The following is a 13,243-nucleotide window of genomic DNA, read 5'->3' on the forward strand; positions in this document are numbered from 1 at the left end:
CCCGATCCGGAATAGCCATTTACGACTATTTACGCTACAGTGCGTAACAGGGTGGGGCACGGTGCCTTGCTCGCCAACACTGAAAAGAGAGCAGCGATGACAACGAAGTTTCGACTGGCAGGGTATTCGGCTTTGATAGCAGCAACACTGCTGACAGCCTGTGGCGGTGGCAGCGACGACTCCTCCACTCCCGCGCCTACTCCTGCGCCACCACCTGCCGCTACAAGCGTGGAGGGCTTCTGGACGGGCAAGTCCTCCACCGGCTGGGACGTTGCTTTGGCCGTGCTGGAAAACGGTGAAACCTGGGGCGTTTACACCAGCAACGGGGCTATCTACGGCGCTCTGCAAGGTAACACGACGTCCTCAGGTGGCACATTGACGGGCTCGGGTCGGGAATTCGATCTCCGCTCCGGACAAATCGCATCGAGCATTTACAGCGGCACCTACACCGCCAAGACCAAGACCGATATCCGGTTTCCCAGCGGCGTCACCTTTGCGGGCACCTATTCGACCGCCTACGACCAGCCCGCCACTCTGTCCGCACTGGCCGGCACATATACGGGCTCCGGCGTGAGCACGGGCGCACCGGTGCAGTCGATAACAGTCACCATCTCTGCCACCGGCACCATTACCTCGCCGTCATCACTCGGGTGCAGCGCCAGTGGGTCCGTCACGCCGCGGAGCAGCGGCAAGAACATCTTTGACCTGCGCATCACCTTCTCGGGAGCAAACTGCGCCCTGGGCAACGGTGCAACCGCTTCAGGCGTGGCCTACTACGAAGGCGGGACGCTGCTCGCCATGGGGCTGCTGCCATCGCAAACAGCCGGTTTCATCTTCACCGGCCGCAAGTAAACGGCCCGCAGTGGCGGCCAAGCGGTGACGCCACTGTGTTGTTCAAAGTGAAAAAGAGCTGCCAGCGCTTGATATGCAAGCGCTGGCAGCTCTTTTTTATATAGCGCTTGTTAAGACACCACGGATTGCGAATTCACCGCGCCCTGTGCCGATGCCGGCAAGCCAAACACGCGGTCAAACACCCCGTTGAAGACAAAGGTGTAGCAAAGAAAGAAAACGATGAGCGCGAGGTCCATCACAAAGGCTTCCCAGAGGCTTACGTTGAACCACCACGCAAACAGCGGCACCAGCGTGAACACCAGCCCGCCCTCGAACCCGATGGCATGGGCGATGCGGCGGCGCACGCTGCGCCCGCGCACGCGCTGGCGCGACTCCCAGCGCTCAAAGGCCCAGTTGAACACTACGTTCCACAGCACGGCAATGGCCGAGGCCACCACAGACGCCACGCTTGAATGCGCCGCACTTTGACCTGTGAGCACCGCAAGCCCATAGGTTGCCACCACGATGGCGATCAGTTCATAGAGCGACACGTAGAGCACGCGGCGCCACGGGCCTTGCAGCCCGGAGGCAGGCGTGCGGGGAATGGCGAGAGAAGTCTGGGTAGAGGGCATGGGGCGACTTTATGTGCGCATTGCTGATACATAAAGTCAGCTTGTTTCAGTTTTTCTGATAATTGAGGCCATGGCTTTTTCTTCCGACAGCGTGCAGGTGTTTCTGGCGGTGCTTGACCGGGGCTCGTTTTCGGCCGCCGCGCGGGCGTTGTCGCGGGTTCCGTCGGCCGTGAGCATGACCATTGCCCACCTGGAGGCCGAGCTCAATGTGCAGCTGTTCGACCGCAGCGGGCGAGAGCCCCGCCCCACCGCCGCCGCCCGCGCGCTGGAACCCCAGGCTCGGCTGCTGGCCGGGCAGCTGCAGCAGCTCAACGCCCAGGCGCTGGCCCTCACCCAAGGGTTGGAAGAGCGGCTGACGCTGGCCATTGCCCCCGAGCTGCTGGCCGCGCGCTGGACGGGTCCGCTGGCTGCGTTGGCATCGGAATACCCTCTGCTGCAGGCAGAGGTGCTGGCCGCGCCGCAGGTGGATGCGCTGGCGCTGCTGCACAGCGGGCGGGCGCAGCTGGCGCTGGTGTTCGAGCGCCCCAGCATCGACGGGCGCGAGGGTTTTCAGGAGGTGGGCAGCGAAACCCTGGTGGCCGTGATGGCCAGCCAGCACCCGGTGCTGGCCGCCGCCCGCGCCGCCGCAGCCGCGCGGGGCGAGGCACCCGAGCGCGCCCTGCTGCGCGAAGAACACCTCACCACCACGCGCCAGATCGTGGTGGCCAGCCGCGACCTGGCGCAGACCGACCCCCGCTTTGTGTTTGCCCGCCACCACTGGCGCACCGACAACCACCTGGCCGCGCTGGGCCTGATCGAAGCCGGGCTGGGCTGGGGCTGGCAGCCGCGTGCGCTGGTGCAACCGCGCATCGCCGCCGGGTCGCTGGTGGAGATGCCGTTTGAAAACCTCAGCAACGGCGTGGCGCTGTGGGTCGACGTGGTGTGGTCCAAAGAGCGCCCGCTGGGCCTGGGCGCAAGGCGCTTCGTGCAGCTGATTGCGCAGCAGGGTGCATCGGGTGATGCAGCATGAATATTGATGAAAAATGGCTGTAGCGCTTATCTAGCAAGCGCATGAAGCTATAAACAATATAGCAATCACCATAGTGTCTTTGCGGAAAGCGCGCATTGACCCACCCGCCACATTGCGCCAAGCTGGCAGCCCAACCCCAAGAAAACAGCCATGAGCAACTCTCCCTTTCAAAGCAACAACAAGGGCCTGACCAAGCGCTGGGCCGCTTGGCAGCCCCGCCCGGCCAATGGCTCCGGCCCCAGGCCGATCTCGCTGAAGGATTTCGACCCCGACGCCACGCCGTTCATGGACGGAGAAAAGGCGCAGGGCAAAGAAGACGTGCAGGCCCTGGCCATTGAACTCGACGCATTGCAGAACCTGCTGTACGCCGACCGGCGCTACAAGCTGCTGGTGCTGCTGCAGGGCACCGATGCTTCGGGCAAGGACGGCACCGTGCGCGGTGTGTTTGGCAGCATGAGCGCACTGGGGGTGCACGCCGTGGGCTGGAAGGCGCCCACCGAACCCGAGCGCGCGCACGACTACCTGTGGCGCATCCACCAGCGGGTGCCCGGTGCCGGTGAGCTGACGGTATTCAACCGCAGCCACTATGAAGACGTGCTGGTGCCGGTGGTCAACGACTGGATCACACCCGAGCAGCACCGCCAGCGCCTGGCCCATATCAACGACTTTGAACGCATGCTCAGCGAGACCGGCACCGTCATCGTGAAGTTCATGCTGCACATCAGTTACGAAGAACAGCGCGAGCGCCTGCAAGAGCGCCTGGACGACCCCGCCAAGCACTGGAAGTTCGACATGGGCGACATCGCCGTGCGCAAGCAGTGGGCCGATTACCAGAAAGCCTACGAAACGCTGCTGTCGGCCACGCACACCCCCTGGGCGCCCTGGACCATCGTGCCGTCCAACTCCAAAACCCACCGTAACCTGATGATCGCCACCGTGCTGCGCGAGGTGCTGCAAAACCTGGACCTGAAGTACCCGCCCGGCGACCCGGCGCTGGAGCATTTCACGGTGGAATAATTCGGCTCAATACCATAAATGGCTACAGCGCAATACCATCAAGCGCTAACAGCTATGTTTTAGTGAGCAAAAAGGCGGTGCCGAGGCGTTGACGAATTATGCAAACGGCGCATAACTCCGTAACACTCCGGCCTTGGACAGGTGGGCGGGGCAGGCATAAGCTTGCTGGCTTGAACACATCCCACAAGGAACCACCGCCATGACGCTTTCCACCGGAACGCCCGGCAGCATCGCCAGCACCCACACCCTGCCGTCGTACCTCGACGCCAACCACCTCGGTCCCTGGGGCAACTACCTGCAGCAGGTAGACCGGGTCACACCCTACCTGGGCAGCTTGGCGCGCTGGGTGGAAACGCTCAAGCGCCCCAAGCGCATCCTGATCGTGGATGTGCCCATTGAAATGGACAACGGCACCATTGCCCACTTCGAGGGCTACCGCGTGCAGCACAACCTGAGCCGCGGCCCCGGCAAGGGCGGCGTGCGTTTTCACCAGGACGTGACGTTGTCGGAAGTGATGGCGCTGTCGGCCTGGATGTCGGTGAAGAACGCTGCGGTGAATGTGCCCTACGGCGGCGCCAAGGGCGGCATCCGCGTGGACCCCAAGAAGCTCTCGATGGGTGAGCTGGAGCGCCTGACGCGCCGCTATACCAGCGAGATCGGGCTGCTGATTGGCCCATCCAAGGACATTCCCGCGCCCGACGTGAACACCAACGGCCAGATCATGGCCTGGATGATGGACACGTACTCGATGAACACCGGCGCCACCGCCACCGGCGTGGTCACCGGCAAGCCGGTGGACCTGGGCGGCTCGCTGGGCCGCGTCGAGGCCACCGGCCGCGGCGTGTTCACCGTGGGCGTGGAGGCCGCCAAGCTGACTGGTATGCCGATCGAAGGCGCGCGCCTGGCCGTGCAGGGCTTTGGCAACGTGGGCGGCACCGCAGGCAAGCTATTTGCCGAAGCCGGTGCCAAGGTGGTGGCCGTGCAGGACCACACTGGCACCATCTTCAACGGCAACGGCCTCGATGTGCCCGCCCTGCTGGCCCATGTGAAGGCGCGCGGCGGCGTGGGCGGCTTTGCCGGCGCCGAAGCCATGGCCAACGACGACTTCTGGGCGGTGGACTGCGAAATCCTCATCCCCGCGGCGCTGGAAGGCCAGATCACCAAGGACAACGCGGGCCACATAAAGGCCAGGATGGTGATCGAGGGCGCGAACGGCCCCACCACGACCGAGGCCGACGACATCCTGCACGACAAGGGCGTGCTGGTGCTGCCCGACGTGATCGCCAACGCCGGTGGCGTGACGGTGAGCTACTTTGAGTGGGTGCAGGATTTCTCCAGCTTCTTCTGGAGCGAGGACGAGATCAACGCGCGCCTGGTGCGCATCATGCAAGAGGCCTTCGCCGGCGTCTGGCAGGTGGCCCAGGAGCACAAGGTGAGCCTGCGCACCGCCACCTTCATCGTGGCCTGCCAGCGCATCCTGCATGCGCGCGAGATGCGCGGTTTGTACCCCTGATCGCAGCCGGATTCGGGTAGTCGGGCTGGCTACCCGGTGACGTCTTTTCCGCCCGGTTCCGCGACTGACGGATAAGGCACCTCGGCTCCCAAAGCCACCGAGGGCGCCACCGCCCCCACGCAGTGCAGCGCCAGGCAAAAGGGCTGCTCGCACTCGGCCCGCCCGGCATAGGGGCAGCCGGGGGTGTGGCACAGCCCGTGTTCACCGCTGCGGGCCTTGTCTTCTTCGCGCGGTACCTGCCCGCTGGCTTGCAGGGCGGCCATCTGCACCCAGGGGTCCAGGCGCATTTGCATGTCACGCCCATACACCTGGGCCGCCTGCTGCGGCTGAAAATCCATCACCAGCAGCGCGCTGGTGCGCGCGGCAGCGGGCTCGGAGCCCAGCAACACCAGCGCCACCACGCCCGATTGCAGGGCCTGTGGCGGTCCGGCAAACGCGGCCTGCAACGGTGCGGCTGAAGCCGTGGCGGCGGGCGCCGCAGCCAGGGACGGTGACTGGGCCTGCAACCACGCCGCCGGCACCCGCAGCGTCAGCGAGAAACCGCGTGCACCCTCGGGCGAGAGCACCGATCCCTGGCGCACCAGCCAGTTTTGCATTGGCGGCAACAAGGCGTCATCACGGCCGTCCAGCGCACGGGCCAGATCGGCAGGCCAGGGTTGCGCCCGCGTTACCTGCTGGGGCAACACCGAGGCCGTGAGCTGCTGCACCAGGGCGCCCACCATGCTGCGCAGCGGCGCAGGCAACCCGCTGGTGGGCCAGGCAGGCAGCAGGGGCGCAGCGCTGGAGGGGGCACCCAAACCCTGGGACGACAGCGGTGATGTGTGTTGTGCACCGGTGCCTGCGCGTTCGCCAGAACCCGCCAGGACCGATGGCGCATCGCCCAGGCCTTGCCGGGCCTGAGGCGACAGGCTCACACGGTCCGTTTGCGCAGGCAGTGGTGGCTGCGCGAACGCAGAAGCCACCTGGGAAGGCACTGCGGGCGTGCCCGGCGCGGGCGCCCCCGGCAACGCCTCTGGGGCTGGCAACGGCGCAGCCCCTTCGCGCTCGCCCCCCAGCAGCATGGCCTGCCGCTGCACAGCCGCTTGCGCCAGCGCCTGTGCCACGGGCGGCTGGGGGGTGCGGGGAGGATCCATGCGGATGGACATGGCAGGGCTAAATGTTGTGACAGGGTGCGCGCCAAGGGTTCAGTGCGCCACAGATTTTGCGGGGTTTGGCAGCCGTTGGCTACTGCAGGCGCCCCGATGCGGTGGCAGACCCCCGCCACACGACGCGGCAGTGTGGCCGCTGCGTCACTCGACCCGGTTCCACTCCAGCGCACGGCTGCGCCAGTGTTCTTCGATGGTCTGGGTGAAGTCGGCACGCACCAGCTTGGCCCGCTGCTCCAGCCAGTCGGCGTTCTCGCGCCGGATCACGATGCCTTCGAGGTTGCCCTGGCGAAACTGGCTGTGTGTTGCATGCACCCGTTCGCGCAACTGGTCCAGATCCACCGGCCCGGCATGCAGGCATGGCACGGTCGCGAACCCCATGCGCGCCGCCCATGCGTTGCGCCGCGTGGTGCTCCAAAACCGGCCGGTGCTGCGGTCGTACACATCAAACAGCAGCCACCAATCGGGCAGCGCGGCGTAGTCGAGTGAGTGGCGAGCGGCGCACCATTCACCAAACGCCACCAGGTCGGTGCCCAGCGCATCAAACAGCTTGTCTTCGTGTGCGGCCAGCCAGGGGCCGAGCCGGGCAAACTGGCCATGAAAGGGCTGCGGCAGATACTGCCCGCGGTTTTGCGCGCGCAGCACACCGTCGGGTGACACCGAAAAACCCAGGTTGGCGCCATCGAGCTTTTCTTCCAGCACCACCTCGCCGGCCAGCAGCTCGTGCGCCTCGTCGGGCGAAAGCACCTTGTCGTCGCGTGGCGCGCCGGTGGCCAGCCACGCAATGTGCGGGGTGTGCGGGAAACGGAAGAAATCAGTCATATCGAGCCTTTTTTCCATGCTTGGTGTGCCAACGCGCCACCAGCCAGTCGTTCAACAAATTCTCTACTTCCAGGCCCACCACCCGCAGTGCCTTCTGGCAGTCGAGCCAGTCGGTGTCGCTGGCATTGGTGAGCTTGCAGGCGCTGCCCAGTTCGAGCGCGGCCAGGGCGGCCGCCACCATCTTGCGGTCGGCCAGATCGGTCACGGCGCTGGCCAGATCCGGCGGCAGCACGGCATTGCCATCGGCATCGGGCTGCACATCGACCCAAACCACTTCGTTGTGGTCGATCTTGTGCATCATCACCAGCCAGCCATAGTCTTGCTCAGAGAGCTTGTGCCCGTATTCGCCGCACACCTGCCAGCCGGCGTCGAGCACGGCGTGGCGCGTGGGGTCTGCCTCAAAGGCCTCCAGCCAGTCAAACACGCGTTGGCGCAGGGCGGCGTCGTCCACCGGTGTGCCCTCGGGGCGAAAGGGCGATCCGACATCGACCGCACTGGCAACGATCAGCACGTTGGTGTCCACCAGCCGTGAGGCCGGCAGCGGCCCGCGGCTGTCAGGCTCCGCCACCGGCGGCCTCCCGCATGCGCTGCGCCCGGGCGCGAGCCTGCTCGCGCGCCTCGCCCATGGCATCACCGAAAAAGCGCGGCGGCCAGTTGCGCACGGCACCAAATTCGTCGATTTCCAGCGGGACCAGCACCGCATTGGCGCCCTGCCGTTCCACAAACAGCATCTGGCATTGGGCTGTGGTCGTCTGGCGGCGCGCCAGCAGCGTCTGCATGCGGCGAAACAAGTGTTCGGAATGCGTCTCCACCAGAAACTGCACCCGGCGCTGCTGGCTGACTTCAGCAAACAGCTCGGCCAGCACCGCCTGGGCCAGCGGGTGCAGGTGGATTTCGGGCTCTTCCAGCAGCACCGTGCTGCCAGGCGGCACGCTGTAGGCCACCGTGAGCACGGGCAGCACCTGGGCCACGCCCACCCCCACATCGCGCAGGTTGGCAGCCACGCCATCCTTGTGCACCAGCAGTTCGTAGCGGCTGGAGCGCCCCAGCTGGCGCACCTCGATGCGGTCGGCCAGGCCCATGCGCTGCAGCCCCGCCGACACGTTGCGCAACACCGCGCCCTGCCCCGCGCCCGGCTGCAAGGCATCGGACAGCAGGGCGTTGATGGCCTGCTGGCCCTCGGCCCCCACAGAGCCCGAACCGCCCTTGTTCCACACCTGGTCGCGCGCGGGCCGCTGGCGCAGCGGGCCCAGGTAAACAATGGCCTCCAGCTCGCGGCGCAGGGCCAGGCTCAGGTCTTGCAGATGCGCGCCATCGGGGCCCAGCAGGGCAATGGCCTCGGCCGAGAATGCAATCGAGCGCTCGGGTGCCAGGTGCGGCCCCTTGCCGCGTGGCCGGGGTTCGCCATCCACCCACACCGCATAGGCCCCGCGCTCCCGGCGCACAGCCCGAAACTCCCGCGCCACGGTGGACAGCGACAGCGCCTGCACCACCACGGCGCCGCTGGCCGTCTGACCATAGCTGCAGGCAAAGCGGCCCTGGCGCACGCGTTCGCCCTCGGGGCGCTCGAACTCCAGCACGATCTCGAACTGGCGCGGCGCCACGGTGCCATGCGCCAGCACGGCGTCAAAATCGCCCAGGCTGACCAGGTCGTTGGCCTCGTCGCCACCGAGGTTCAGGTGCACCGTGCGATCAGGCGCCGCCGCGGTCTGCTTGAGCAGCAGCAGGCTTTGCAGCAAGGTGGATTTGCCCGACGAATTGCTGCCCAGCAGCATGGTGACCGGCGCCAGCCGCACGCTGCCACTGTCGCGCCAGGCCTTGAGGTTCTTGAGCTGCAGGTGCTTGATCATGTGCGTCGATTCGCCGCGCCAGCGCGGCAGGTGGTGGGCTGCGGGCTAACGCCCGCTTCGGGCCGGTTCAGGCCAATGCGGTGGGCTCGCGGTAGAAAAGTTGCCGCGTCTTCACCGGCGCCACGGCCTTGGCAATGGCGCCAATGTGGTCCGGCGTGGTGCCGCAGCAGCCGCCCAGAATGTTCACCAGCCCTTCGGCGGCGAACTCGTGCACCAGGCGGCTGGTGATCTCCGGCGTTTCGTCAAAGCCCGTGTCGCTCATCGGGTTGGGCAAGCCGGCGTTGGGGTAGCAGCTGATGAATGTGTCCTCGGCCACCCGGTTGAGCTCCTGGATGTAGGGGCGCATCAGCGTGGCACCCAGGGCGCAGTTCAGCCCAATGGCCAGCGGGCGCGCATGGCGCACGCTGTGCCAGAAGGCGGTGACGGTCTGGCCCGACAGGATGCGGCCCGAGGCGTCGGTGACGGTGCCACTGATGATGAGCGGCAGGCGCTCGCCGCTCTTTTCAAAGAACTCATCAATCGCAAACAGCGCCGCCTTGGCGTTGAGCGTGTCGAAAATCGTCTCGACCAGCAACACGTCGGCGCCACCCTCCACCAGCGCCTCGACCTGCTCGTAATAGGCCGCACGCAGTTGCTCGAAATCGACATTGCGCGCGCCGGGGTCGTTCACATCGGGGCTGATGCTGGCGGTTTTGGGCGTGGGGCCCAGGGCGCCGGCCACAAAACGCGGCTTGTCGGGTGTGCTGAATTTGTCGCAGGCAGCGCGCGCCAGCTGGGCCGAGCGCAGGTTCATCTCGCGCGCGAGATGCGCCATCTTGTAGTCCTCTTGCGCGACGGTGGTGGCGCCAAAGGTGTTGGTCTCGATCAGGTCGGCGCCTGCGGCCAAATAGCGCTCGTGGATGTCGCGGATCACATCGGGCCGGGTGATGCTCAGCAGCTCGTTGTTGCCCTTCACATCGCGCGGAAAGTCCTTGAACCGATCGCCCGCGCCATCTGGCCCTGTGTAACCCTCGCCCCGGTACTGCGCCTCGCCCAGCTTGAAGCGCTGGATCATGGTGCCCATGGCGCCGTCGAGGATGACGATGCGTTGGGCGAGGATGGCGGGGAGTTGCGCGGCGCGGGTGTAGTGAAGGGCTTGCATAGCGAGCTATTGTAGGAAGCCGGGCCATCCTGCGCCGTCCGAGGGTCTGCGGCAATGGGAGAGCGCTTGGACGGGCAGGCATGGCGGAGGCGCTCAACAGCGCTACTGCCGCCGCGGCGACACGGCGCGCGGCGCACCCCGGCGCGGCGCTCTTTTAAAAAACGAAAAAGAATATTAATCAAATTCAACATACGAATTGCAGTATAATCAGCTTTGTTGCAGTCACGTCTCCTGACACGGCCGTCACCGCAACGCCTGCTCAGAGGCGGCAAGCCGCCCCATGCAGGCCGCCATTTGCGACCTTTGTCGCCCAGTGGGTCTGTAGAGCTGCAGCCCACCGCGTCCCTCGATGCCCACGCAGGTCGATGTCCAAACCTGCGATCCTGATTGAACCCGATTTCAAAGACCGCCATTTCCATGGGCAAGTACGTCGTTTCGCCCGCGACACACCCGACCGACTGTGGCCGATTCCGCGCCTCTTTCTCGGTCCATCGTTCCCAGGGCAACGGCAGCTATTGCCGTGTGTTCCGTTTTGACAAAGCCTTTGCCTCGCGCGAAGCCGCCCGGCTCTTTGCAGTCACCCAGGGCTGGCTGCAAACGTGCATGCAGCACCCACCCATGTGCTGATGGGTGATCTGCCCACCCCAGATCCAGTTCATCCTTCCTCCTTGCTGCGGACTCCCGATCTGCACGCCCGTACCCCAACGGTGCGCCATTCGTTGCACACCAATATTCAGAAAGGCTCTTCCATGAGTACCAAAATCTACGTGGGCAACCTGCCCTACTCCGTGACCGACTCCAGCCTGCAAAGCAACTTTGCCGAGTTTGGCGGCGTCTCGTCGGCCAAGGTCATGATGGACCGCGAAACCGGCCGTTCCAAGGGCTTCGGCTTTGTGGAAATGGCCTCTGCCGAAGTCGCCCAGGCCGCCATCAGCGCGCTGCACGGCATGTCTGTCGACGGTCGTTCGATCGTGGTGAACCTGGCCCGCCCCCGCGAAGAAGGTGGCGGCTCGGGTGGCTACAGCGCCGCTGGCTACACCGCGGGCAAGCGCTCAGATGTTGGCTACGGTACGGGCGGCTACGGCGGCGGTCGATACTGATCCCCACACCTTCCTGCGAATGACCGGCTCTGCGGAGCCGGTCTTTTTTTGTCCCGACCAGGGGCGCCATGGAGCCAGCGTTACAAGGGCATGGGGCCCGTACCCGTGGAGTGCGCACAGCGCGAGGCCCTCAACGGGTAACGCGGCGCCCGGCGCACAATAAGCCCCTTCGCCAGCGAGCAAGTCTGCCGCGAAAATATTGGTCAAATTGGCCTCTAGCGCTTTATAGATAAGCGCTAACAGCTATCAATTTCAGAGTAATCGTTTGTCTTCTCGCCTGTCCTCCGCCTTGTCCCCTGCCCACACCGTCCTGCACGACGTCTTTGGCTACGAGCAGTTTCGTGGCCCCCAGCAGGACATCGTCGAACATGTGATTGGCGGTGGCGATGCGCTGGTGCTCATGCCCACGGGCGGCGGCAAAAGTCTGTGCTACCAGGTGCCCGCCATCGTGCGCCAGCAGCAGGGGCGCGGGGTGACCATCGTGATCTCGCCCTTGATCGCACTGATGCACGACCAGGTGGGCGCGCTGCACGAGGCGGGGGTGGACGCGGCGTTTTTGAACTCCACCCTGAGTTTTGACGAGGCGCAGGACGTGGAGCTGCGCCTGCAGACGGGCGACATCACGCTGCTGTATGCCGCGCCCGAGCGGCTGAACACGCCGCGTTTCCTGGGCCTGCTCGACAGTCTGTACCAGGGCGGGCACCTCTCGCTTTTTGCCATTGACGAGGCGCATTGCGTGAGCCAGTGGGGCCACGACTTTCGCCCCGAGTACCGGGCGCTCACGGTGCTGCACGAGCGCTATGCGGGCGTGCCGCGCATCGCCCTCACGGCCACGGCCGATGACCTGACGCGCGCCGACATCATCGAGCGGCTGCAGCTCGAAGACGCACGGCTGTTCATCAGCAGCTTTGACCGGCCCAACATCCGCTACCGCATTGAGGAGAAAAAGGACGTCACCACGCAGTTGCTGCGCTTCATCGAGCGCGAGCACGCGGGCGAGGCGGGCGTGGTGTATTGCCAGTCCAGGAAACGCGTGGAAGAACTGGCCGCCACGCTGTGCGACGCGGGCATCACGGCCCTGCCCTACCACGCGGGCCTGGACACCAAGGTGCGCCAGAAGAACCAGGACCGCTTCCTGCGCGAAGAAGGCATCGTGATGGTGGCCACCATTGCGTTTGGCATGGGCATCGACAAGCCCGACGTGCGCTTTGTAGCGCACGTGGACATGCCCAAGAACATCGAAGGCTACTACCAGGAGACCGGCCGCGCGGGCCGCGACGGCCTGAACGCCGACGCCTGGATGGCTTACGGCCTGAATGACGTGGTCAACCAGCGCCGCATGATCGACGAAAGCCCGGCCGGCGAGGAGTTCAAGCAGGCGCTGCGCGGCAAACTCGACGCGCTGCTGGCGCTGGCCGAGGCCACCGACTGCCGACGCGTGCGGCTGCTGGCCTACTTTGGCGAAAAATCCACGCCCTGCGGCAACTGCGACAACTGCCTGAATCCACCGGCGGTGTGGGACGCCACGGATGCCGCGCGCAAGCTGCTGTCCACCATCTACCGCGTGAACCAGGCCAGCGGCATCAGCTTTGGCGCCGGGCACATCATGGACATCCTGCGCGGCAAAAAGACCGAAAAGGTGGCGCAGTTCGGGCACGAAAAAATCTCCACCTTCGGCATTGGCGCCGACCTGACCGAGCCCCAACTGCGCGGCGTGCTGCGCCAGCTGATCGCCACGGGTGCCCTGGGCCTGCAGAAGGTGATGCTGGACAGCGGCCACAGCTTTGACACCCTGTGCCTCACCGAGGGCTCGCGCGCCGTACTCAAGGGCGAGGTGCCAGTGCAGCTGCGCGAATCGGTGTCCTCGGCCCCCGCCAAACGCAGCCGCAAAAGCAGCGCCCCACCCGCCGCTGCCGCCAACCTGGGGCCCGATGCGCAGGTGCGCTTCATCAACCTCAAGGCCTGGCGCGCCGAGGTGGCGCGCGAGCACAACCTGCCGGCCTATGTGATCTTCCACGACGCCACGCTGGCCGCGATTGCCGAGCGCAACCCCGGCACGCTCGACGACTTGCAGGGCATCAGCGGGATGGGGGCGAAGAAGCTGGAGGCGTATGGTGCGGAGGTGCTGAGGGTGTGTCAGCAAAGCTGAAATAGTGCTGGCAGTGCCATAGAGGGAGGCCCAT

At 65.6% G+C, this 13,243-nt stretch carries 13 protein-coding genes; 7 read left to right on the plus strand and 6 right to left on the minus strand.

What is annotated here, in order from left to right; all coding sequences use genetic code 11:
* Positions 1–96: 96 nt before the first annotated feature.
* Positions 97–852 (plus strand): hypothetical protein, encoded by a 756-nt coding sequence (locus B7Y64_RS00615; protein WP_291325430.1) that lies wholly within the window; start codon positions 97–99, stop codon positions 850–852.
* 110 nt (positions 853–962) lie between these two features.
* Here the strand turns inward: B7Y64_RS00615 and B7Y64_RS00620 are convergent, their stop codons facing one another.
* The gene (locus B7Y64_RS00620) at positions 963–1,412 is read right to left on the minus strand and encodes a PACE efflux transporter (protein ID WP_291328274.1); all 450 of its coding nucleotides are present in this window, start codon (positions 1,410–1,412) and stop codon (positions 963–965) included.
* 121 nt (positions 1,413–1,533) lie between these two features.
* Between B7Y64_RS00620 and B7Y64_RS00625 the strand changes: the two genes are divergently transcribed.
* From B7Y64_RS00625 to B7Y64_RS00635, 3 genes are all read left to right on the plus strand, one after another.
* A complete protein-coding gene (locus B7Y64_RS00625) occupies positions 1,534–2,472 on the plus strand; it encodes a LysR family transcriptional regulator (RefSeq protein WP_291328156.1) in 939 nt (312 codons plus the stop codon).
* Positions 2,473–2,622: 150 nt separating this feature from the next.
* A complete protein-coding gene (locus B7Y64_RS00630; protein WP_291328158.1) occupies positions 2,623–3,489 on the plus strand; it encodes a PPK2 family polyphosphate kinase in 867 nt (288 codons plus the stop codon).
* A gap of 199 nt (positions 3,490–3,688) precedes the next feature.
* A complete protein-coding gene (locus B7Y64_RS00635) occupies positions 3,689–5,002 on the plus strand; it encodes a Glu/Leu/Phe/Val dehydrogenase (RefSeq protein WP_291328160.1) in 1,314 nt (437 codons plus the stop codon).
* Between the two features lie 29 nt (positions 5,003–5,031).
* On the opposite strand, the gene B7Y64_RS00640 is transcribed toward B7Y64_RS00635, so the two are convergent.
* From B7Y64_RS00640 to B7Y64_RS00660, 5 genes are all read right to left on the minus strand, one after another.
* Positions 5,032–6,147 carry a hypothetical protein gene (locus B7Y64_RS00640; protein WP_291326772.1) on the minus strand — a complete coding sequence of 372 codons (1,116 nt, stop codon included), beginning with the start codon at positions 6,145–6,147 and terminating at the stop codon, positions 5,032–5,034.
* Positions 6,148–6,291: 144 nt separating this feature from the next.
* The gene (locus tag B7Y64_RS00645; protein WP_114654661.1) at positions 6,292–6,969 is read right to left on the minus strand and encodes an RNA ligase family protein; all 678 of its coding nucleotides are present in this window, start codon (positions 6,967–6,969) and stop codon (positions 6,292–6,294) included.
* The gene (locus B7Y64_RS00650) at positions 6,962–7,537 is read right to left on the minus strand and encodes a hypothetical protein (RefSeq protein ID WP_201740921.1); all 576 of its coding nucleotides are present in this window, start codon (positions 7,535–7,537) and stop codon (positions 6,962–6,964) included. The genes B7Y64_RS00645 and B7Y64_RS00650 overlap by 8 nt, the downstream gene beginning before the upstream one ends.
* Positions 7,524–8,819, minus strand: a complete 1,296-nt coding sequence (locus B7Y64_RS00655; RefSeq protein WP_114654662.1) for a DUF3696 domain-containing protein — start codon at positions 8,817–8,819, stop codon at positions 7,524–7,526. The genes B7Y64_RS00650 and B7Y64_RS00655 overlap by 14 nt, the downstream gene beginning before the upstream one ends.
* A gap of 67 nt (positions 8,820–8,886) precedes the next feature.
* Positions 8,887–9,960, minus strand: coding sequence for a homocysteine S-methyltransferase family protein (locus B7Y64_RS00660; RefSeq protein WP_291328165.1), 1,074 nt, complete (start codon positions 9,958–9,960; stop codon positions 8,887–8,889).
* Positions 9,961–10,377: 417 nt separating this feature from the next.
* Between B7Y64_RS00660 and B7Y64_RS00665 the strand changes: the two genes are divergently transcribed.
* From B7Y64_RS00665 to recQ, 3 genes are all read left to right on the plus strand, one after another.
* Positions 10,378–10,587, plus strand: coding sequence for a hypothetical protein (locus B7Y64_RS00665; protein ID WP_114654664.1), 210 nt, complete (start codon positions 10,378–10,380; stop codon positions 10,585–10,587).
* A gap of 122 nt (positions 10,588–10,709) precedes the next feature.
* On the plus strand, positions 10,710–11,060 hold the full coding sequence (locus B7Y64_RS00670) for an RNA-binding protein (RefSeq protein WP_111865956.1): 351 nt from the start codon (positions 10,710–10,712) through the stop codon (positions 11,058–11,060).
* Between the two features lie 289 nt (positions 11,061–11,349).
* Positions 11,350–13,209, plus strand: a complete 1,860-nt coding sequence (gene recQ / locus B7Y64_RS00675; protein ID WP_291328168.1) for a DNA helicase RecQ — start codon at positions 11,350–11,352, stop codon at positions 13,207–13,209.
* Positions 13,210–13,243 lie beyond the last annotated feature (34 nt).

Source organism: Acidovorax sp. 35-64-16 (assembly GCF_002281195.1).
GTDB classification, from domain to species: Bacteria; Pseudomonadota; Gammaproteobacteria; order Burkholderiales; family Burkholderiaceae_C; genus Acidovorax; species Acidovorax defluvii.